Raw genomic sequence first — 21004 nt, 5'->3', positions numbered from 1 at the left:
AGGGCAATCAGGCTTTGTTGTGTTCGAAGTAGTAGCTGATCCGGGTGCGCGGATTGAGATACTCGAATACGGCGGGCGGCAGCCGTTTGGGGTGGATCACCTTGGCGATCGACAGTTCAGCTTGCTGCAGGTCGATGATGGCGGCTTCCTGACGGGGAATGCGCGGATCGTAGACCAGCACCGAGGGGTAGAGCAGACGCGAGGCGTTGACCGACATCACCAGCCCGACCTGACCGTTCGAGAGTTGCACCACGCTGCCGGGGGGATAGATCCCCATCAACCGGATCAGCATGCTGAGGTACTCCGGATTGAACTGCGCCTTGCGCTGCTTGTAGAGGCCGCTCAGGGCCGAGTAGGGCACCTTGGCCTGCATGTGGCAGAGGTTATCGTACTCGTTGATCAGCGACACCATCTGGGTCAGCGGATCGAGCTGGCCACCCTTGAGCCCTTCCGGCCCGCTGCCATCGAGATATTCGTGGTGATGGAGCACGATCCCCTTCGCCTCGGCGGGAAAATCCTTGGCCAGATTGAGCAGGTCGAGGCCGTAGCGCGGATGCTGGGCCATCAGGTTCTGCTCCGGCTTGGTCAGCGGCTCGGTCTTGCGCAGGATCTGGCTCGGGATCTTCAGCTTGCCGATATCGTGGAACAGCGCTCCCATGCCGACCTGACGGATCTGGTCGGCCGACATGCAGCACTCCTTGGCCAGCAGCATGCTGAGCACGCTGACGTTGAGGGAGTGGAAGTAGAGGTTGTTGCCATCCTCGCCGTCGGAGACCAGATGGAGCACCATCTCGTCCACCGAGAGCAGTTGCTCGGTCATGGCGTTGATCAGCTCCTGTGCCTCGCCGATGGCGTTGAGGGGGCGGGACTGGATCTTGCTCATCACGCTGCGCACCTGCGCCAGCGACTGCTGGAACTGCTTCTCGCACTGCTGCAGATCGCGGCGGTACTGTTGCAACTGCTCGATGCGGCGATCTTTCTCCTGCTGCATCTGGGCCTGGCGCTGGGCGGCGTCTGAGCTCTCTTGTGGCTGAGGCTGTACCTGACTGAGGGGTTTGGGCGGGACGTCGCTCTTGTCGGGAATGATGGTGACCAGTTTCAGGCCGAGCCGGCGGATCAGCTCGATCTCCTCTTCACTTTTGATCTTGAAGCTGGAAAACAGGAACGGGTGTTCGCGCCACCCCAGTGGCAGGGAGACATAGTTGCCGACTTGCAGTCGATCTACGGAAATCTTGATACCGGTCATTATCTTGGAAGCAGGAGAGACACTGAGCCGTATGCTAGTCAAAGGCGGGGGTGAATACAAAAGGTATCTGATGACAGGGCGGGAGCTTTATTATAGGCTTCTGGATGTCCAGACATATTTACCGATGCAGTACAGGGAGTAAGCATGCCGATCAAGATCCCGGATCAGTTACCCGCCGCCGAAGTGCTGGGGCAGGAGAACATCTTCGTGATGACGGAATCCCGGGCCGTCACCCAGAACATCCGCCCGCTGCGGGTGTTGATCCTCAACCTGATGCCCAAGAAGATTGAGACCGAGATCCAGCTGATGCGGATGCTCTCCAACTCGCCGCTGCAGGTGGATGTGGATCTGCTGCGCATCGATGACAGGGAGTCGAAGAACACGCCACAGGCGCATCTTGAGAACTTCTATCACGACTTTGAGCAGGTGCGTGGCAACAACTACGACGGCATGATCATCACCGGGGCGCCGCTCGGTCTGGTGGAGTTCGAGGAGGTGGTCTACTGGCCGCGCATCGTCGAGATCATCGAGTGGTCCCATCAGCATGTCACCTCCACCCTGTTCCTCTGCTGGGCGGTACAGGCGGCGCTGAAAGCCTTGTATGGCATGGAGAAGCAGACTCACGGCGAGAAGCTCTCCGGGGTTTACCGTCACCATCGCCTCGACGAGCATGAGCCGCTGCTGCGCGGTTTCGACGACGAGTTTGTCGCGCCCCACTCCCGCTATGCGGCGTTTGACGGCGACCTTATTCGTGCTCATACCGACCTGCAGATTTTTGCCGAATCGGAAGAGGCGGGGGTCTATCTGGCGGCGACCAAGGATTGTCGTCAGGTGTTTGTCACCGGGCACCCGGAGTACGATGCACTGACGCTGGACGGGGAGTATCAGCGGGATCTGGCGGCTGGGCTCGACCCGGTCATTCCGGTCAACTACTACCCGAATAACGATCCGGGCCAGACCCCGCGCGCCAGCTGGCGCAGCCATGGTCATCTGCTGTTTGCCAACTGGCTCAACTACTACGTCTATCAGCTCACCAGTTATCGGGTGGAGGATATCGGCAAGGTCTTCACCTACGACCAGGGGGGCAAGTAGTCAGTTGCCCTGCTCCAGCCGCTCGGCCAGCTGGTCGAGCCATTGGCGGTGGCAGGCCAAGGTAAACGCCTTGGGTCTGTGGGCCTTGATGGCGGCCATCGCCTCTTGCTGCGGTTGGCCGAGGGTCATCAGCAGTGCGGCGGCGACCAGACCGGTACGACCGCTGCCCCCTTTGCAGTGGATGACCAGATGCTTGCCATCCCCCAGCAGCTCGCGCAGCTGCGGCAGTGCCTGTTGCCAGGCGGTCTCGAAGGCGGCGTCGGGGGCCAGATCATCCTCGATGGGCAGATGGAACCAGCGCATGCCGCTCGCCTCGACCTGCGGGCCAAGCTGGCTCAGTGCGAGCCGGGCCAGTTCGGCCTCCGTCATCAGGGTCAGCACGCCGTGGGCTCCCGCCAGCCTGAGCTGATCCAGTGCCAGTGGCAGCGCCACCTGCTGGGTGCCGGGGCAGGGAGTCAGCAGTAACTGGCCATCGACACGGGGAACCTCAAGGCTCCAGAAGGGGTGAAACAGGTGCATGGCGGATCCTCGCGTGGTGGCCGCAGGGCCGCGGCCGGTGAATGGCGCCAAGGATAGGCGGGGCAGGGGGGATGTCAATGGCCGTTGTGTTTGCCCCGGTTTACGGGCAGAGTCTAAAAAATTGAGCGGTTCAAGGAGTTAAGATGAGAAACCTGGATCAACTGGATTTGGATATCCTGGCCCATCTGTTTCGGGATGCGGGCATGACCAACAAGGATCTGGCCGCGCTGGTGGGCGTTGCCCCCTCCACCTGTCTGGAGCGGGTGCGCAAGTTGCAGCAGGATGGCGTGCTCAAGGGCGCTCACTGCGAAGTGGATTATCAGGCCCTGGGTGGCCACATTCAGGCCATGGTCTCCCTGCAACTGGCCCGTCACAGCCGCCAGATCATCGATGCCTTCCGCGATGCCATTCTGGCGCTGCCCGAAGTGATCAGCCTGTTCCACATGGGGGGCAAGGATGATTTTCTGGTGCACCTGTGTGTCTCCGACACCGAGCACCTGCGCAACTTCGTCTTTGACCACTTCACCTCCCGCGAGGAGGTGGTGCACCTCGAAACCTCGCTGGTGTTCGAGCACAAGTTCAGCCGCTCGCTACCCTGCTTTCCCCAGCCATAATGGCCTGTGGGCCGACAGTATGGGGAGATGGAAAAAACCGCCAGCTGGCGGTTTTTTCCATTCTGCTATCGGTTGAATCAGCACGAGCGGCTCAATTGGCGGCGGTGCGTTCGTCCTTTGCCGTCTGATAGAGACTCTTCTGATAGGCCATGCTGCCCCACAGGGCAAGACCCAGTGCATCCTCCTTCAAGGCGTCCGGTTGCGCTGCCGGGGTCAGCTTCTCGCTGGCATCATCGTAGACATAGCCCTCCGCCGCGCGTTCCGGTTGCAGGATCACCACATCCTTGCCGCGCATCAGGGCGAAGTTCTTGTCGTATTGCATGATGGCGCGCCCCGGCCAGTCGGCAGGCATGCGGGTCAGATCCTTGCCCAGCATGGGGTAGTCGGCACTGATCCCCATCAGGGAGAGCAGGGTCGGCGCCATGTCGATCTGGCTGACGATGCGGGGATCCCTCTTCGGTGCAATGCCGTCACCCACAATGACGCCGGGGATATGGAAGCGGGGGATGGGCACCAGACTGGCGCCACCGACCCGGCTGTCGTGGTCGGCGATGACCAGGAACAGGGTGTCCTTCCAATATTCGGACTGTTTCGCCTTCTTGAAGAACTCACCGATGGCGTAATCCGCATACTTGGCCGCGTTGTTGCGGGTCTGCTTGGGTTGCTCGAACAGTTCGATGCGGTTGTCCGGGAATTCGAACGGATCGTGGTTGCTGGAGCTGAATACCAGACTGAAGAAGGGTTTGCCCTCCTTGTGCAGCGCCTTGAAGGTCTCGTCGGCCTTGGCCATCAGATCCTCATCGGAGGCGCCCCATGAGCCCTTGAACACCGGATTGTCGAAATCCTTCTGCTCGACGATGGTGGTGAAGCCGTTGCCGAGGAAGAAGCTGCGCATATTGTCGAAGTGGCTCTCGCCCCCGTAGATAAAGCTGGTGTCGTAACCCCGCTGTTTGAGCAGATCCGCGATGGTAAAGAAGTTGGTCTGGCTCTTGCCGAGTTTGACCACCGCCTGCGCCGGGGTCGGCGTGAAGCCGGTCAGTACCGCCTCGATACCGCGTACCGAGCGGGTGCCGGTGGCGTAGAGCTGCTCGAACGCCCAGCCCTGCTGCGACAGGGCATCGATGTTGGGGGTGAGCGGCAGGCCACCGAGGGAGCCGACAAACTGGGCGCCCAGGCTCTCCTGCAGCAGGATCACCAGATTCTTCGGTTTGCCCTGGAAGCTTGCCTCGTTGAAGGTCTGGCTGGGCAGCAGATCGGAGTTGAAATCACTGGCCGGACGGCCACTCTCCTTGCGCATGATGTCGAGCACCTTCTGCTCGGACATCTTGCCGTAAAACTGGCTGGCATCCTCCTCGGCACCCATCTGCTTGATGGCAAAGAAGAGGGAGTAGGCGGAGTTGACAGTGAGTGAGTTGACCAACGGATCTTCGGCAAAGGCGACCATGGCCGGGTTCAGGGCGCGGTGGCCGAGACTGGAGCGGGCACCGAGAAAACCGATGGCCAGGATCAGCAGGGCGAAGGCCGGACGCAGATACCAGCGCGGGAAGCTGAGGCCACGCACCAGACGGCCACTCAACCACCAGCCACCGGCCAGCACGGCACCACTGAAGAGCACCGCCAGCAGCAGCTCGGCTTTGCGGCCCGCCCACAACATGGACAGCACCTCTTTCGGATAGATGAGGTACTCCACATAGAGGCGGTTGGGGCGCACGCCATATTCGGTGACAAATGAGGGGGTGGAGATCTCGAGGAACAGCATCAGCCAGAGTCCGACGGTCAGCCACACTCGCATCAGTTGCAGCCAGCCGCGACCGATGGCGTGGGGGCCTGCCAGCAGCAGGGTGAGCATGGCGGGGACGCCCCAGACCCAGCAGAGGGTGGCAAAATCGACCCGGATCCCTTGCAGCAGCATCTCCTGCCAACCGGCCACGGCATCCACCCGTTCCAGTTGCCAGACACCGAGGGCAATTCGACTGAAAGAGAGAGAGAAGAGCGCGAGCGCGCAGAAGATGGCGAAGGGCCAAAACGGGCCGAGGCGCTGTTTTAGAGCTGTCATGTTTGTTCCTGAATGAGCCTGTAAGCGTCTGTCCACAGACGCTTTTTTATTTGTTGTGCTTTTATGACAGGCAGATGTGGATAAGGTTGCACTCTATCTTGCCAAAAGAGGCAATTAACATATCGCTTATCTAAAAGTGTGAACTCGACCGGTTACTGAGTGCAGAATAAGCTGCTGGATAAAATGTGAGCCGCAGCGCGAATGGAAGGGGGGACTCCATTTATAATTGCCGCGAATTATCTCAATCGGAGCCGAAGGGATGCCGGTCTTTATCGATGTCGAGTATGTGCAGGGATGGCGCCTGTTTGTGGTGTTATCGGATGGCACCACGGGCGTGCTGGATCTGACCCCCTGGCGAGGTCAGCCCCTGTTTGCAAAGCTGGAGAGCGAACGCCACTGCGCTCGGGTCTTTATCAATCGCCACCACCAGCTGGAGTGGCCTGTCGGATGCACCTTGTCTGCCCACGAGGTTTATCACCTGATCTCCCCCATCGATGAGCGGGAAGCCTTCAGCTAATCCCCATTTTTTGTGAGCCAACGCCAGATTCCTGTTACTGGAATGTTTGCCCGTTTGCCTTTCTGAGCCAACTTGGGTAAAACCTGCGCAACATTTTGCCAACTTGCCTTCGCTTCACCTGACAGAGGCTTGCCGCTTTCGCGCCGCAGGCCTTTTTTGCGGCCTGATGGCAAACCTTTCCCTTGCTGAAAGGTTTGGTTGGTTGAATGAAAATAACAAAACAAACAAATACATAAGGAAAATGTATGGCTTGTCATATGCGCACCCCCCTTGCCCTGCTGGTTGGTGGGCTCGCCTGTCACGGCGCTGCCGGTCAGGAGTCGGTTCAACAGCTGGATCCCATGGTGGTGGTGGCAACCCGCCCGGCCAGCACACTTGAAGTGACGCTGGATCCCAAGAAGCCCGGTTCCCCCATGCCCGCTGCCGACGGCGCCGGTTATCTGAAGAATGTCACCGGCATGAGTATGGTGCGCAAAGGGGGGCTGGGTGGCGATCCCGTGCTGCGGGGGATGGGGATGTCCCGCCTCAACGTGCAGATGGATGGCGGCATGCTGGCTGGCGGCTGCGGCGGCCGGATGGACCCGCCCACTGCCTATGTGTTCCCCCAATCCTTTGACCGGATCCGGGTGCTGAAGGGGCCGCAATCTCTCGAGCAGGGGGCCACTCTGGCGGGAACCGTGCTGTTCGAGCGGGACAGACCCGAATTCACCGCACCGGGCCTCAAGGCCGATGCCTCGGCCCTCTATGGCAGCTTTGGCCGCGATGATCAGATGGTGGATATGACGGCGGGCTCGACCGATGGCTATCTGCGCGGTCAGTTCACCCACTCCGACAGCGACGATTACCGCGATGGTCACGGTAACAAGGTGCGCTCTTTCTATCGCCGCGAGAATGGCACCGCGCAGCTGGGCTGGACGCCGGGGGAGCACACCTGGCTGGAACTCACCGCCGAGCGCAGCAATGCCCGCGCCGCCTATGCGGACCGCACCATGGATGGCTCCATGTTTGATCGGGAGTCCTTCGGGTTGAAGCTTAAGCAGGAGGAGATCACCACTCACTGGCAGCGCAGCGAGCTGACTCTGTGGGACAACCATATCGATCACATCATGGACAACTTCAGCCTGCGGCAAAACAGCGGCATGAAGATGCTCTCCAACCCGGATCGCCGCAACAGCGGCGGTCGCTGGGCCAACGACATCGCTTTACCTGCCGACTGGTTGCTGACCGCCGGGTTAGATAGCAACCGGGATCAGCACAGATTTCGCAAGGATCTGGATTATGCAGACAAGCCACGCCAGCGCACCCTGCGTTTCGAGCAGCAGGGCGGTTTTGCCGAGCTGGGCCGTCAGCAGGGGGCGCACAGCTACAAGGGCGGTTACCGGCAGGATCGGGTAGAGACCACCCGCTATGGCGCCGGTGAACAGACCCTCTACAGCGATACTCTGAGTCTGAACAGCGGGTTTGGCCGCTACGAGTATCAGTGGTCGCCCCGCTGGTCCAGCTATCTGGCCTGGGGGCAGGCAGAGCGGGCGCCGGACTACTGGGAACGCAATGCGGATAGTGTTCCCTTCACTCTCAGCCCGGAGCGCAGTCGGCAGTGGGATGCGGGGCTGGCCCTGCGCAGTCGCGAGCTGGATCTGACCCTCTCCCTCTTTAGTTCCGATATCAAGGACTACCTGCTCTACAACAGCAGTACACGTAAGGTGCGCAATATCGACGCCCAGACCCGGGGCGGTGAGCTGGAGGGGCGCTGGCAGTTTGCCGAGCAGTGGCGTCTCGATGGTGGTCTGGCGGTGGTCTATGGCGAAAACCAGAGTGACAACAAACCGCTGGCCCAGATGCCGCCGCTCGATGGCAAGCTGGCGTTGGGCTGGCAGCCAGACGAGGCGTTGAACTTCACCCTGCTGGGCCGTGCGGTCGCGGCGCAGGATCGGGTGGATCTCTGGTCCGGCACCGTGGCGGGTCAGGATCAGGGGGAGACACCGGGCTTCTTCACCATGAACCTGAGCGGTGCCTGGCAGTTTGCCAAGGGATGGCAGCTCTCGGCCGGCGTAGACAACCTGTTCGACACCTTCTACTACGAGCACCTCTCCAAGTCGGTGCACGCCAGTCAGGCGGGGCTTGGCTACGAGCAGAGCGGCCGTATCCCCGAGCCGGGCCGTTCGTACTGGCTCTCTGTCAACTACCGTTTTGCTTCGGCGGGCGCAATTTAAAAAATAGATTTTTACGAGTCGGCAGGAGGGATAGATCCTGCTTGCCATGCGAGAGAGGGCCCCATCGCGGGGCCCTCTCTGTCATTTGGTCGGCGAAAAGGTCATGGCGGGTTATGCGGTGGTCTGGCCCCGGTTTTCCAGCCGCTGGCGGAAGGCTCGGGCCAGTCGCTCGTAGAGATCCTGCGCCTCCTTGTCTTCGATATCGCCACGGATCCAGGGGTTGTCGACGATCTCCAGCAGCACGCAGTCACGCCCCTGCTGGCGCAAGTCGAGTCCGTAGAGGCCATTGCCGAGCTGATGAACGGCGCGGCGGGCGGTCTGCAGCACCCGCTCCGGCACCTCGTTAAGGGGCAACGCCTCGATGCGGCTCATGTCGAGCGGGTGCTTGCGGCGGCGAATGCGGTTGCCGGGCTCGGGGCGAAAACGGCGACAGGCAAACAGCGGCGAGCCGTCGAGAAAGCCGATGCGCCAGTCGAACTCGGCGGGGATCCGGCTCTGCACCAGCAGCAGGGCGGAGCGGCTCAGCCCCTCATCCAGCAGCCGGGCCAGCTGCTGCTCGTCGCTGGCCATGGCGAGGTCGCGCCCCTGCGCGCCGTCGGGTACCTTCACCATCAACGGCAGGCCGAGCCGCTGCACCAGCTCCTCCACGTGGTGGCGGCCGCGACGGGTCACCACCATGGTGGGCGGCATGGGCACGCCGCTGCGCACCATCAGCTCGTAGAGATAGAGCTTGTTGCTGCAGGCGAGGATAGCGCGGGAGCTGTCGATCACCGGCATCTTCAGCTGCTCGGCGCGGCGGGCAAATTCGAAGGTGTAGTGGCCGACCGCGGTTTCGGCACGCAGCCAGAGGGTGTCGAACTCCGGCAGTCGCTCGATGGCCGACGGTGGCAGGATCTCGGCCCGGATCCCCTGGGCGGCAGCAGCCCGGATAAAGCGCTCCAGCGCCAGCCCATCGCTGCTGGCGCGGCCATCATCGGGATCCACCAGAATGGCGAGCTGGTAGAGCGGCGCCGCCTGCTCCTCATCACCGGTGCCCACCAGCGCCTGAGCGTGGTGCAGCATCAGCGCTTTTTCGCCTGGGCTCAGCTCCAGCGGTGACAGGCTCTGCTGCTGGCGCACCGACCAGCCGTGGCGGCCGCGCTTGAGGGTCAGCTCCTGCAGCGGCAGCTGGCTCAGGCCGTAGTAGTAGCGGGCTAGCCCCGCCAGCTCGCTCTGTTCACACTGGCCGAAGATGGCGCGCACTCTAATCCGATCCTCGCTCTGCTGGGCCAGCCACCCCTGCGCCTTGCGCCACAGCTTGGCCGGTGGCTGCTGGGGTTGCAGTCGGCTGATGGCCTGCAGACCCGGCAGGCAGTGGTGGCCGCGGGCCTGGGCCAGCAGCGAGCAGTAGTAGCCTGCGCTCAGGTGCTCCAGATTGCGGCAGAGGTTGATGATGCGGGGTCGGCCGCCGGTGGTCGGCACGCCATGTTGCAGATAGGTGCGGGCGGTCAGCAGATAATCGGCATGGCAAGGCCAGTCGCCCAGCTCTTCGACGATGACATAGGTACTCATATTTTCGGCTCCACAGATCAGACTGCCTGAAAAAAGGCAGGATCCCCAGTGGGCTTCGATGCACCGACAAGCACGACAATGGCGCGAGGGGAAACAAGAGGTTACAGTGCCTAATATGACGCTTTGGTAACTTGTGATACAAGTCGCATTTTTGGTGCTGAAGATAAATAACCGAACAAGGACTCCCCGTGTTGACCGTACGTGCGGCCCGAACCGATGATCTGGGCGCCATCGTTAATCTGGAACGCTACTGTTTTCCCCCTGAAGTCGCCTTTGGCCGCAGCCGCTGGCACTATCTGCTGGCCCACGCCAAGGGGCGCACCCTGTTGCTGCTGGATGAGAAGCATCAGCTGATGGGCTATCTCTGCCTGCTGGAGCACAGAGGCTGGGATCGGCTGGTCATTCAGGCACTGGCTATCCGCTGGACGGTGCGCCGTCTGGGCTGGGCCCGCCGTTTGCTGGAGCAGGTGATCCGCGAGGGCAAGGCCGCTGGCTGGGGGGCGATTCGCCTCGAAGTGGGGGACGCCAACGAAGAGGCGCTGGCCCTCTATCACGGGTTGGGATTTCGTCCCCAGCAGCGGCTGGCGGACTACTATGGCCGCGACCAGCATGCCCACCGGCTGGTGCTGCCGCTGGTGAGCGATGAGGAGCGTGAGCGGCGCAGACTGGCGCGCAAGCCGTCTGTGCAGACCAACTGACCATGTTGCATGAGCAGAATCGAGGAGCAGGATGAGCTGTGACAACTGCCTTGCCACCGCCATCAGGGCCAAGCTGGGGCGCTGCCCGGTCTGCGCCATCCAGACTTTCGTCATCGGCCTGAGTGGCTGGCTGGTCTGGTGGTGGTGTGGCGCCGACACCTCGGTCAACGCCCTCACCGGCCTGCTGTTTGCGCTGGGGGGCTCGGGCCTGTTGCTGCTCCATCTGGTGGTATTTGTCTGGCGCAAGGCGACCGGACGTGAATTGAGCGATGAATGAATCTGAATAGATTCAGACAGATAAATAACAATATCGGTGTAGATATGGAGGTTCAGATGATTGCAATGGTAACGGGCGCCTCGTCCGGTTTTGGTGAAGCCATCAGCCGCCAGCTGGTGCAGGCGGGCTACAAGGTGATCGGCACCGGTCGCCGTGCCGAGCGGCTGGCCGCGCTGGCTGACGAGCTGGGCGAGCAGTTTCTGCCGCTGGTGTTTGACGTGCAGGACAAGGCGGCCACCCGCGCCGCGATCGCCGGTTTGCCAGCCGCCTGGAGCGAAGTGGATCTGCTGGTCAACAACGCCGGTCTGGCGCTGGGGCTGGAGCCTGCCCACAAGGCGGATCTGGAAGATTGGGAGCAGATGATCGCCACCAACATCAGCGGCCTGACCCTGCTCACCCGCCTGCTGCTGCCGGGCATGGTGGCGCGCAATCGCGGCCACGTCATCAATATCGGCTCCATCGCGGGCACCTACCCCTATCCGGGTGGCAACGTCTACGGCGCCACCAAGGCGTTTGTGAAGCAGTTCAGCCTCAATCTGCGCGCCGATCTGGCGGGTACAGCCATCCGCGTCACCAACGTGGAGCCGGGCCTGTGCGGTGGCACCGAGTTCTCCAACGTGCGCTTCCACGGTGACGATGCCAAGGCGGCCACCGTCTATCAGGGGGTGGAGGCGATCCAGCCGGACGACATCGCCAATACCGTGCTCTGGATCAGCCAGCAGCCCGCCCACGTCAACATCAACAGCATCGAGATAATGCCGGTGGCCCAGACCTTCGGCCCGCTCAATATCAGCCGCCGCTGATCGCTGCATGGGGTGAAACAAAAGAGGCTCCCTCGGGAGCCTCTTTGCGTTGGCGAGCCGATTAGAGGCTCATGATTTTCTTGAACTCCTCCTCCGAGTACTTCTTCTCGCTGCTCTTGGTCAGATCCGTCATCAGCTTGTAGCGCAGCGCTTTGGCCATCTGATAGGTCTGCTCCAGCTGCCCATAGGAGTAGTCGGCGGCCAGCCCGATGGCGGTGCCCTTGTCGTTGGCGTAGGTCTGCTTGAGGCTCTTGTCGAGCACGGCGACCTCCTTGTAGAGCTTGGTGCTCTCCTTGCTCCAGACGTTTCGCAGCAGCGGCAGGTATTTGTCCGGGTTGGTGTTGGCCAGTGCGGTCAGGCTGCGGAACTGCCAGTAGGCGGAATCGTCGGAGTAGCTGTCGCTGCCGGTGCGATAGGGCTGGGGATAGTTTTCCAGGGTGTTGTAGAGCGGCACCATCACAGATTCGGCCAGCACGCCGTAGCTCTGCCAGATCAATCCTTGCAGCTCTTTGGGCATATCCTTGCGCAGCTGGATGACGTGGGATTCGAGCTGGCGATCGATGCGGATCGGCCGCTCCGCCTTGCCCGCCAGCGGCGTGCCGTCATAGGTGGCGCTCAGCAGCCTGGCCACGTCCGGCACGGCGATGGGGGCATCCGGCTTCATAAAGAGCGGATATTGCGCCTGCCGGGTCGGCTGCGGATGGCTGGCTGTCAGCATTTTCTGGCCGAGCCACTCCCGATCCACGTTATACGGGTCAGCGATGACCCCGAACGCCTTGGCGAAGTTGAACTCTTTCGGGTCGGCGTTATCCAGCAGTTTGTGTTCGCGTACGAACTCCAGCAGCTTGGGCGAGTGCAGCACATCGGCGCTGTCGAGAGCGACGCCGTGGATGCGCAGACCGTTGGCCACCATGGCGTAGCTGTCGTCCGGCACCCGCACCGCGATCCAGTGGTGGCCGGAGCCAATCTCCATCAGCCAGGCCTCGTCCACATCCGCCAGATAGAGGCTGTTGCCCTCACCAGCGCCATATTGCTCCACATAGCGGCCGAGCAGCTCGACCCCCTCTTTGGCCGTTTTGGCCTGCGGCAGGATCAGGGTCGGGATGATGGCTTCAATTACTCCCTTCTCGATCAGCGGATCGGCTTTCTGGGCCTTGTCGTTAACTTCGGCACTAGTGGTGGCCGAGATGGCGACGTTGAACTCGTTGATGCCACGCTCTTCATAATATTTTCCTGCCGGGTCGCTGGTAGTGGCATCCCAGTCGTGGATGGCGGAGTAGGCGAAGAATGCCTTGGGCATCGGCACTTCCAGCCCGTTGCCCAGTTTCCAGCTCTTGCCCTCGGTCTGTTGTGCCGGGTGGAAGGCCAGATACTTGTTCCAGTTGTTGACGCCAAAATCCTCGTTTCTGGCGATCATCACGCTGCCATCGGCACTGGCTCCCTTGCCGACGATAAGGCCGGTACAGGCATCGGCACTGGTGCCAAGCAGGGTGAGCAGGGTGGCGGAGAGAAGACTCAAGGTGTGTTTTTTCATAGGTGTACCCGAAGGGTTGCGGTGAGTGAGAGTCAGACGAGGGGATGAGGTGTGGGGAGGCTGCAACTCCGAACTGGCAGCGGAGTGAGCACGGCAGATTGGTCTGCCTGTTATTGGTTTTACGAACAGATCATCCATGACACGGCTGGCTGGTTGTGATGTGCGCCAAAATTGTATGCCTCGCTGGTTGTTTGTTTTGTGATCGAACTGCTGTTCCTGACTTTTCTCTGGCGCTGTGACGCGCAGACGGTGAAATGTGCCAAAACAGCATGAACCGGCAGCAGATGAGTCATGATTCTGACGCCTGTTTGCGTGGGGGGCGTGGTGAGCGCCGCCATAGCGCGGGATCTTGCACCATCTGACAAGTTGGCCTGTAACTTGCTGGTTTTATTGATAATGGTGGGGCCTGACGCCCCATTTGACCGGATCAGCCTGTGCGCATGGCTACAGATGTGCACCGAATTGGAGCCCCCATGGATATCAAACCCTACAGCCAGCAGCTTGCCCAGAGCGCATCCAACAACCGCGCCCTCGCCACCCTCAACAGTGCCGGTAGTGGCGGTCAGGGCGGTGGCTGGGAGGAGATGGTCAGCCTCTCCACCCAGCGCATGACCGGTCAGGCCCAGCAGGTGCTGACCTACGAACATCTGGCCAAGAACAACAAGCTGCCGCCTGCGCTGGATATGAGCTCCGACAAGGGGGGCGTGGTGCAGCAGCTGGTGGACAAGGCGCTGGGCTTCGATCGCAAGAAGTTCAACGAGATAGAGGAGAAGCTCAAGACGATCGCCGACAACAAGCAGCTGACCGCCGAGGAGCGGGCGGAGCAGAGCAAGCCGCTCAACGAGCAGCGAGAGAAGATGTTGAAAGAGGCGATGGATCGCCTGACCGGCCAGAAGTAGGGGCGGCGATGTGCCGGATTGGCCGGCAAGCCGGGGCGAAGAGGCAAGATCTTGCCCTGAATGGTGACTCGGGGAGTGAACGGTCTGGGTAAGGAAGGCGGGAGGCAAGATTGCCTCCCGCTTGATATGGCGCCCGCGCAAATGGCCGCGAGTCGTGCGTCATTACACTGGCATGGCAGCCTGAGCAGCCCGGTCGGGACTATTCGCTAGCGACGATGCCGATCCCGATGGCTTTGGTCTGAACCGCCTTCAGCTGGTCCCCTTCTGCAATCAGGTTAAACTGCTCCGGGTTGTTGATCTTGATGGTCAGGGTCTCATCCACCCCTCTGACGGTGACGGTCTGCTGTTGTTTGTCCAGCCCGATGACATCGGCATAGATGGTCACTTTCATGCCGACACCGCCACCCGGTTTCTCATCTGCCCCGGCCCGTTCGCCATCCACTTCCACGATCCGTTTTCTGATGCCAGCGGTGCCCTTCAGCAGCTCTACATCGAGTATCTGCAGATACTTGAGCATGACCTTGTCCCCGACCTTGACGTTCGGCAGGTTGGCAACCTGCTCGCCAGCGACGATATCGAAGGTTTCACCCTCTGCGTTTTTCAGACTGACCTGGCGGGTCTCCAGGTCGATGGCGGTCACGGTGGCACTCGCCGTGAGTTCTTGCGCCAGACTGGCTTGCCCAGGAGCGACGTCGACCCCTGCGTTGACCTCGGCGGCTTGTACCAGAGTGGTCGAGAGGGTAAACAGACCAGCAATCCATGCATGCTTCAGTTTCATATTTCAGACCTTCCTGTATGACGAGGGATTGGATGAAAACTGACGGGGCAGCAGGATGGGAAAGTGATGGGGAGCCTGATCACCAGGGTGCTACCCGCCTTCCTGACAGACCATAGCAGAGCCATCCCTGAAAATGCCGCTGCAACGACCGGCAATCTCCATTCTGATAACCCGCTCCCGTTTTTGACCTGATGGGGCGGCAGGCGCACAATGTCCCCGTGCTGTTCAAGTCGAGGATCCCGCCGTGTACAACTTCCAATATGCCAACCCGACCCGCATCTGTTTTGGTGAAGGGCAGATCGCCAGCCTGCCAACGCTCATCCCGCCCGGCAGTCGCCTGCTGGTGCTCTATGGCGGCGGTAGCATCAAGCAGAACGGCGTCTATGAGCAGCTGACCCGAGCGCTGGAAGGGGTGACGTGGCAGGAGTTCTCCGGCATCGGCGCCAACCCCAGATACGAGCTGTTGATGGAGGCGGTGGCACTGGTGAAGCGCGAGCGCATCGACTTCCTGCTGGCGGTCGGTGGTGGCTCGGTAGTGGATGGCACCAAGTTTGTCGCGGCGGCGGCCTGCTATGAGGGGAGCGACCCCTGGGATATCTGCGGCAAACAGGCTAGCGTGCACCAGGCGCTGCCGATGGGCTGCGTGCTGACCCTGCCCGCCACCGGATCCGAGAACAATCCCACCTCGGTGGTGAGCCGCGGGGATGTGAAGATCTCCTTCAGAAGCCCGCTGGTGCAGCCGCAATTTGCGGTGCTCGATCCGGCGACCACCTACAGCCTGCCTGCCCGTCAGACCGGCAATGGGGTGGTGGATGCCTTCATCCATATCACCGAGCAGTACCTCACCTTCCCGGTCGGCGGCGATGTGCAGGATCGGCTGGCGGAAGGCTTGCTGCAGGTGCTGGTGGAGAACGGCCCCAGAGCGCTGGCGGAGCCGACCAACTATCAGGTGCGGGCCAATCTGATGTGGGCCGCCAGTCTGGCGCTCAACGGTCTCATCGGTTGCGGGGTGCCGCAGGATTGGGCCTCTCACGCCATCGGCCATCAGCTGACGGCGCTCTACGGGCTGGATCATGGCCAGAGTCTGGCGGTGGTGCTCCCCTCACTGCTCCGTGAGCGGGCGAGTCAGAAGCAGGACAAGCTGGCCCAGTTTGCCGAGCGGGTGTGGCATTCGACCCGCGAGGACAAGGCCCTGCGTATCGAGGAGGCGATCATCCGCACCGAGCAATTCTTCCAGAAAATGGGATTGGGCACCCGGCTGGCCGATTATGGTCTCAGCGAAAGCTGCATTCCGGCGGTCTGCTCCAACCTCAAGCGGGTGGGGCGCACCGCGCTCGGTGAACATCAGGATATCGATCCGGATCGGGTGGCACGCATTCTCGCCCGGGCGCTATAAGCCGACATCGGTTTGTTTCTCAATAAAGAGGGCCGCATATTGCGGCCCTCTTGCATGACGGGTTAGCCGATCACTCGGTGCGCGCCTTGAGATAACCGGCGTAATCCGGGATCTGCACGCTGAATGCCTGCTGCATGTGGGGGCTGTCCATGATGAAGTCGGCGGTCGCTTCATTGGTGGCGACCGGGATGTTCCACACCGCAGCCAGCCGCAGCAGCGCCTTCACGTCCGGATCGTGCGGCACCGCATTGAGGGGATCCCAGAAGAAGATCAGCACGTCGATCTTCCCCTCGGCGATCAGGGCGCCGAGCTGCTGGTCGCCCCCCATGGGGCCGGAGAAGAGGCAGGTGATGGGCAGTTGCGCCTTCTTGCCGAGCATGGTGCCGGTGGTGCCGGTGGCATAGAGATGGTGGAGCTTGAGCTCCTCCTTGCGGCGCATTACCCAGTTCAGCAGAGGGGTCTTCATGTTGTCGTGAGCCACCAGTGCCACCCGTTTGTGGGGCGCCATCTCGCGTGCAATCTGTTCCATGGAAATCGTCCGTAGCATTGTTATTGGCAGAGAGCCGTATCCTAATCGAAAGCCATGACAGATGCTGTGTCGGGCGTATTAACTGTGATCCTGTCGAAAAGTTTTCGGGTTATGGCGACCCAAATATGGCGGCCCAAATGAAGAGACCCGCGCTGGCGGGTCTCTTTGCTTGCTGGCCTGTTGGCTCAGGAGCCGTGGTGCAGTTGCGACTGTTGATAGTTCTCCAGCCCGATGCGATCGATAAGGTCGAGCTGGGTCTCCAGCCAGTCCACATGTTCCTCCTCGTCTTCCAGGATCTCCTGAAACAGGTCGCGGCTGATGTAGTCCTGTACCGACTCGGCGTAGGCGATGGCGACCCTAAGGTCGGGGATGGCATCCATCTCCAGCGACAGGTCGCAGCGCAGCATCTCTTCGACGTTCTCACCGATGCGCAGCTTGCCGAGATCCTGCAGGTTGGGCAGCCCTTCCAGAAACAGCACCCGCTTGACCAGCTCGTCGGCGTGTTTCATCTCATCGATAGACTCGTGATACTCCTTGTGCCCGAGCGCCTTGAGGCCCCAGTCATCGTAGATGCGTGCGTGCAGGAAGTATTGGTTGATGGCAATCAGCTCATTGGCCAGCACCTTGTTGAGGTGGACAATGATCTTGGGATCTCCTTTCATCGACAGTGCTCCTTGGTTCGTGGCTGAGGCTTCGATCGTTAGAGCTTAGTCCAGAAAAGTGACAACAAGAGGTCTGGCGAGTCAGCTCGCCCGAGAGGAAGGGTGACCCTGCTGGCGGGTCAAATCAGAAGAGGGTGGGGCCGGGTCAGGCCACCTCGTAGTAGAGCACGGGTTGTTCCTGCTCCATCTTGTCGAGCTCGGCGGCGATGATCTCCATGGTCATGCGCACGCATTTGCCACACTGGGCGCCCACCTCGAGAGACTGCTTGAGCTGGCGGAATTCGCTGTTACCTGACTGCACCGCCTTGCGGATCTGGGTATCTGTGATGCCGCGGCACAAACAGACGTACATGATGATCACCTCTTGTGGAATGGAGTGAAATCTAAATGAGAATGGTTCGTTATGCAAATAACCATTGGTAATAAGATCCCCTGCTTGCCACTGTGCAACCCCTTGGGGACAATGCTGGCAACCAGAGGAGATCACCATGCTCAAGAAACTGTTCAGCACCCTGTTCGGGGGTGAGCCGACCAAGGCTGCGGAAGTCACTCCCACCGAATATGCCGGCTATCTCATTTATCCGGAGCCCATGGCCGAAGGTGGCCAGTATCGTTTGGCGGGCCGTATCACCAAAGAGCTGGATGGGGTGCTGCAAACTCACCGCCTCATCCGATCCGATCTGTTTGCCAATCCGGCCGATGCCGAGCGTTTCATGGTGCAGAAGGCGCACACCTTTATCGATCAGATGGGGGAGCGCATGTTCGAACCCCGCAAAGCGGCTGACAGCCAGGCTTCATGACGCCGCAAGAGCTCAACAGCCTGCGCGAGGCGCTGGCCCGCGCCGGTGAGCGGCGCCTGATCTGGCTGGAGGGAGAGGAGGCGGACTGCATTGCCCGCGCCGAAACCCTGCTCGGCGAGCGCATCTTCTGGCTGGGGGCGGGGCCCGAGTGTTATGCCCCGCAGCCTGCCGCCAAGGCGCTGCAGCGGCTCGGTCAGGAGTGCGACACGCTGGTGTTCAATGCCTTCAGCGGTTTTCACCCCGACGCCTTCGGGGCGCTGGCAGGCACCTTGCGCGCCGGTGGCTTGCTGTTGCTGCTGACCCCGCCCAGAGAGATCTGGCCCGCATGGCCGGATCCCGACCGGATCCGGCTGGTGGCGCAGGTGGAGGAGGCAAGCCGGGCCGGTCACGGCTTTATTGCCCGGCTGGTTCGGCTGCTAACTGGCGATCCGGCCCTCTCTCTGGTTCCGCCAGTTTGTCTGCAGCCGTGGCAGCCCATCGGGCCCGAGCGGCCATTGAGCGACGATCAGGCCCAGGCGCTGCCCGCCATCCACAAGGTGTTGCACGGCCATCGCCGCCGTCCGCTGGTGCTGAGTGCCGATCGTGGTCGTGGCAAGAGTGCACTGCTGGGGCTGGCCGCCGCCGAGCTGCTGCGCCAGCAGCCCGAGTTGAACATAGTAGTGACGGCCCCCTCACAGGCGACGGTGGCGACCCTGTTTGCCCACGCCGCTCGCGGGCTAGATAGTACGCCGGACCAGCTAACCGGGCTGAGCTACTGCTCGCCTGATCGGCTGGTGCACGAGGTGATTAATCCCGATCTGCTGCTGGTGGATGAAGCGGCCGCCATTCCGACCCCATTGCTCGAGGCCATGCTGGCCCGCCACAGCCGCATCGTGTTTGCCACCACCGAGCACGGTTACGAGGGAACGGGACGCGGTTTTCACCTGCGCTTCAAGCGAGTGCTGGATAGCCAGACCCCGCAGTGGCAGGAGATCCACTTGGGCGAACCGATCCGCTGGAGTGAGCACGATACGCTGGAGCCGCTGATTTTCCGCCTGCTCGGCCTCAATGCCGAAGTCGCCACTCCCATGCCACCGACCAACCCGAGCTGGCGTCTTATCAGTCAAGAGGCGCTGGCGAGCGACGAGGCGCAGCTCAACCAGCTGTTCGGCTTGCTGGTGCTGGCTCATTACCAGACCACGCCGAGCGATCTAAGATCCCTGCTGGAGAGCCCGGCTCTCGACATCCATCTGCTGGAGCAGGACGAGAGCCTGCTGGGAGTGGCGTTGGTTGCGCGGGAAGGGGAGATAGATCCCGATCTGGCCGAGGCGATCTGGGCAGGGCGCCGCCGCCCGCGCGGCCATCTGCTGCCCCAGTCGCTGCTGGCCCACGCCGGTTTCAAGACGGCGGGGGCGCGCAGTTACGCCCGGGTGATGCGTATCGCCATCCATCCGGCGCTGCATCGCCATGGGCTGGGTTCGCAACTGCTTGGCAAGCTTGAGGAGCACTATCGCCAGATTGGTATCGACTACCTGGGCTCGGCTTTTTCGGCCAGCGCCGACCTGCTCCCCTTCTGGCGCAAGGCAGGACTGACGGTGCTGCGCATCGGTTTGCAACGGGATGCCGCCAGCGGCTGCCACGCAGCTCTACTTCTAAAGGCGCTTAAACCTGAACATGAGCCCGAGCTTAATCAGTGGCAGCAGATATTTGCACGCCAACTACCGACCTTGCTGGCGGGCGAGTTGGATGCGTTGGATCCCGAGCTGGTATGGCAATGCCTGCAAGGCAGTACCGTCACCGTACCGGATCTTGGCGAGTTCGAGCGCGATGAGGTTGAGTGCTTTGCTTTGCATCACAAGCCGTTCGAATTGTGTCAATCCAGCTTGCAGCTATGGCTGGCGCGACATCTGGATGTGCTGGCCTCGCTCACCCCTGCCGAGCGCCAGCTGCTGATCGCCACCATCTGGCAATATGCCGACTGGGGATCGCTGGCCGCGAGGTTGCAACTGGCGGGCAAGCCCGCCGTTATCAAGGAGCTGCGGGCGCTGCTGGCGCGTCTCTTGAGATCTCCTACCACTCGATAGGTTTGCCCTGCCAGTCGAGAAAGCTCAGTTCGCCATCCGGTTGCAGCCGGTTCATCAGCTGCACCAGATGGTCGGCTACCAGCTCGGGACTCTGCACGTTTCCCGCCGGTACATTGGCGTGAAACGGGCGGGAGAGTGGGGTATCCACGGTGCCGGGATGGAAGGCCAGCAATTTGACGCCGGGCGCCCGCCGGGCCAGCTCGATGGCTGCACACTTGAGCAGCATGTTGAGGGCCGCCTTGGATGCGCGATAGCCATACCAGCCGCCAGCGCGGTTGTCGCCAATGCTGCCGACCCGGGCGCTGAGAACGGCCAGGGTGCAAGGCTCGCGGCCAAACAGCGGTAACAACTGGCTGATCCAGCGCAGCGGCAGCAAGGCGTTGGTCTGGTAGAGGCGGGTCATGGCAGCGAGATTGAGTGCTTCGAGCCGTTTCTCTGGCTGGATCTCCCCCTGATGCAGGATGCCGTTGCAGATCACCACCCGATGCGGTCTCGGCGCCAATTCCGCGATACGGGCCACCGCAGCTGCCATCTGCTCATCGCTGTAATCACAACATAGCCAGTGAAGATCTGGCGACGAGAGGCCCGCAGGTGCGGGTTGACGACTGATGGCGATGACCCGGGTTGTGCCGGTTGCCAGCCATTGTGTCACCAGTGCTGCCCCGATCCCGCCGCTAGCCCCTATCACTACCACGCTCTCATTCATGACCCCTCTCCTTGTGACGCTGTGATGGCCTTCTCCATCGCACCGCAATTT

At 61.5% G+C, this 21004-nt stretch carries 22 protein-coding genes; 11 read left to right on the top strand and 11 right to left on the bottom strand.

Annotated elements, in window-relative coordinates:
* Window positions 1–7 precede the first annotated feature (7 nt).
* On the bottom strand, window positions 8–1246 hold the full coding sequence (locus I6G90_RS13465) for an HD-GYP domain-containing protein (protein WP_058053130.1): 1239 nt from the start codon (window positions 1244–1246) through the stop codon (window positions 8–10).
* Between the two features lie 144 nt (window positions 1247–1390).
* On the opposite strand from I6G90_RS13465, the gene metA reads away from it, so the two are divergent.
* Window positions 1391–2338 carry a homoserine O-acetyltransferase MetA gene (gene metA, locus I6G90_RS13460; protein ID WP_197927902.1) on the top strand — a complete coding sequence of 316 codons (948 nt, stop codon included), beginning with the start codon at window positions 1391–1393 and terminating at the stop codon, window positions 2336–2338.
* Here the strand turns inward: metA and I6G90_RS13455 are convergent, their stop codons facing one another.
* Entirely contained in the window at window positions 2339–2857 is a 519-nt protein-coding gene (locus tag I6G90_RS13455) for a cyclin-dependent kinase inhibitor 3 family protein (RefSeq protein WP_197927900.1), read from the bottom strand.
* Window positions 2858–3000: 143 nt separating this feature from the next.
* Here I6G90_RS13455 and I6G90_RS13450 point away from each other — a divergent pair, with 143 nt between their 5' ends.
* A complete protein-coding gene (locus tag I6G90_RS13450) occupies window positions 3001–3471 on the top strand; it encodes an Lrp/AsnC family transcriptional regulator (RefSeq protein WP_005336001.1) in 471 nt (156 codons plus the stop codon).
* A 91-nt stretch (window positions 3472–3562) separates the two neighbouring features.
* On the opposite strand, the gene I6G90_RS13445 is transcribed toward I6G90_RS13450, so the two are convergent.
* Window positions 3563–5527 carry an LTA synthase family protein gene (locus I6G90_RS13445; RefSeq protein ID WP_197927898.1) on the bottom strand — a complete coding sequence of 655 codons (1965 nt, stop codon included), beginning with the start codon at window positions 5525–5527 and terminating at the stop codon, window positions 3563–3565.
* A gap of 259 nt (window positions 5528–5786) precedes the next feature.
* On the opposite strand from I6G90_RS13445, the gene I6G90_RS13440 reads away from it, so the two are divergent.
* Window positions 5787–6044 (top strand): DUF2442 domain-containing protein, encoded by a 258-nt coding sequence (locus I6G90_RS13440; protein WP_042057607.1) that lies wholly within the window; start codon window positions 5787–5789, stop codon window positions 6042–6044.
* On the opposite strand, the gene I6G90_RS13435 is transcribed toward I6G90_RS13440, so the two are convergent.
* The gene (locus tag I6G90_RS13435) at window positions 6041–6301 is read right to left on the bottom strand and encodes a hypothetical protein (protein ID WP_124928440.1); all 261 of its coding nucleotides are present in this window, start codon (window positions 6299–6301) and stop codon (window positions 6041–6043) included. The two genes, I6G90_RS13440 and I6G90_RS13435, sit on opposite strands and share 4 nt — an antisense overlap.
* Here I6G90_RS13435 and I6G90_RS13430 point away from each other — a divergent pair.
* Window positions 6290–8257, top strand: coding sequence for a TonB-dependent copper receptor (locus I6G90_RS13430; protein ID WP_197927896.1), 1968 nt, complete (start codon window positions 6290–6292; stop codon window positions 8255–8257). The genes I6G90_RS13435 and I6G90_RS13430 overlap by 12 nt on opposite strands.
* Before the next feature lie 111 nt (window positions 8258–8368).
* On the opposite strand, the gene I6G90_RS13425 is transcribed toward I6G90_RS13430, so the two are convergent.
* Window positions 8369–9808 (bottom strand): RimK family protein, encoded by a 1440-nt coding sequence (locus tag I6G90_RS13425; RefSeq protein WP_197927894.1) that lies wholly within the window; start codon window positions 9806–9808, stop codon window positions 8369–8371.
* Window positions 9809–9996: 188 nt separating this feature from the next.
* Here I6G90_RS13425 and I6G90_RS13420 point away from each other — a divergent pair, with 188 nt between their 5' ends.
* The 3 genes from I6G90_RS13420 to I6G90_RS13410 are packed head-to-tail and all read left to right on the top strand — an operon-like array spanning window position 9997 to window position 11586.
* Entirely contained in the window at window positions 9997–10506 is a 510-nt protein-coding gene (locus I6G90_RS13420) for a GNAT family N-acetyltransferase (protein WP_197927892.1), read from the top strand.
* Between the two features lie 31 nt (window positions 10507–10537).
* The gene (locus I6G90_RS13415; protein ID WP_040067114.1) at window positions 10538–10783 is read left to right on the top strand and encodes a DUF3624 family protein; all 246 of its coding nucleotides are present in this window, start codon (window positions 10538–10540) and stop codon (window positions 10781–10783) included.
* 56 nt (window positions 10784–10839) lie between these two features.
* Window positions 10840–11586: an SDR family oxidoreductase gene (locus I6G90_RS13410; RefSeq protein WP_075113268.1), complete on the top strand. Its 747-nt coding sequence runs from the start codon at window positions 10840–10842 to the stop codon at window positions 11584–11586.
* Between the two features lie 61 nt (window positions 11587–11647).
* Here I6G90_RS13410 and I6G90_RS13405 read toward each other — a convergent pair whose 3' ends face one another.
* Window positions 11648–13120 carry a C69 family dipeptidase gene (locus I6G90_RS13405; RefSeq protein WP_197927890.1) on the bottom strand — a complete coding sequence of 491 codons (1473 nt, stop codon included), beginning with the start codon at window positions 13118–13120 and terminating at the stop codon, window positions 11648–11650.
* A 473-nt stretch (window positions 13121–13593) separates the two neighbouring features.
* Between I6G90_RS13405 and I6G90_RS13400 the strand changes: the two genes are divergently transcribed.
* Entirely contained in the window at window positions 13594–14019 is a 426-nt protein-coding gene (locus I6G90_RS13400; RefSeq protein WP_182938325.1) for a hypothetical protein, read from the top strand.
* Between the two features lie 199 nt (window positions 14020–14218).
* Here I6G90_RS13400 and I6G90_RS13395 read toward each other — a convergent pair whose 3' ends face one another.
* Complete coding sequence (locus I6G90_RS13395) at window positions 14219–14797, bottom strand: hypothetical protein (protein WP_042656582.1); 579 nt, start codon at window positions 14795–14797, stop codon at window positions 14219–14221.
* A 244-nt stretch (window positions 14798–15041) separates the two neighbouring features.
* Here I6G90_RS13395 and I6G90_RS13390 point away from each other — a divergent pair, with 244 nt between their 5' ends.
* Entirely contained in the window at window positions 15042–16193 is a 1152-nt protein-coding gene (locus tag I6G90_RS13390; RefSeq protein ID WP_197927888.1) for an iron-containing alcohol dehydrogenase, read from the top strand.
* Between the two features lie 70 nt (window positions 16194–16263).
* Here the strand turns inward: I6G90_RS13390 and I6G90_RS13385 are convergent, their stop codons facing one another.
* The 3 genes from I6G90_RS13385 to I6G90_RS13375 form a co-directional block, all read right to left on the bottom strand.
* Entirely contained in the window at window positions 16264–16722 is a 459-nt protein-coding gene (locus tag I6G90_RS13385) for a methylglyoxal synthase (RefSeq protein WP_005335971.1), read from the bottom strand.
* A gap of 185 nt (window positions 16723–16907) precedes the next feature.
* Window positions 16908–17384: a bacterioferritin gene (gene bfr / locus I6G90_RS13380; protein WP_197927886.1), complete on the bottom strand. Its 477-nt coding sequence runs from the start codon at window positions 17382–17384 to the stop codon at window positions 16908–16910.
* A 145-nt stretch (window positions 17385–17529) separates the two neighbouring features.
* Window positions 17530–17736, bottom strand: coding sequence for a bacterioferritin-associated ferredoxin (locus tag I6G90_RS13375; RefSeq protein WP_075113261.1), 207 nt, complete (start codon window positions 17734–17736; stop codon window positions 17530–17532).
* A gap of 136 nt (window positions 17737–17872) precedes the next feature.
* Between I6G90_RS13375 and I6G90_RS13370 the strand changes: the two genes are divergently transcribed.
* Both I6G90_RS13370 and I6G90_RS13365 read left to right on the top strand, forming a co-directional pair.
* Window positions 17873–18184: an HlyU family transcriptional regulator gene (locus I6G90_RS13370; RefSeq protein ID WP_197927884.1), complete on the top strand. Its 312-nt coding sequence runs from the start codon at window positions 17873–17875 to the stop codon at window positions 18182–18184.
* Window positions 18181–20247 (top strand): tRNA(Met) cytidine acetyltransferase TmcA, encoded by a 2067-nt coding sequence (locus I6G90_RS13365; protein ID WP_197927882.1) that lies wholly within the window; start codon window positions 18181–18183, stop codon window positions 20245–20247. The genes I6G90_RS13370 and I6G90_RS13365 overlap by 4 nt, the downstream gene beginning before the upstream one ends.
* Here the strand turns inward: I6G90_RS13365 and I6G90_RS13360 are convergent.
* A complete protein-coding gene (locus I6G90_RS13360; RefSeq protein ID WP_197927880.1) occupies window positions 20234–20953 on the bottom strand; it encodes an SDR family NAD(P)-dependent oxidoreductase in 720 nt (239 codons plus the stop codon). The two genes, I6G90_RS13365 and I6G90_RS13360, sit on opposite strands and share 14 nt — an antisense overlap.
* Between the last annotated feature and the right edge of the window lie 51 nt (window positions 20954–21004).

This window comes from Aeromonas allosaccharophila, assembly GCF_016026615.1.
In the GTDB taxonomy this organism is placed as follows: domain Bacteria; phylum Pseudomonadota; class Gammaproteobacteria; order Enterobacterales; family Aeromonadaceae; genus Aeromonas; species Aeromonas allosaccharophila.
The sequence above is the reverse complement of the archived record's forward strand: the minus strand, read 5'-3'. Positions and strand labels throughout refer to the sequence as shown.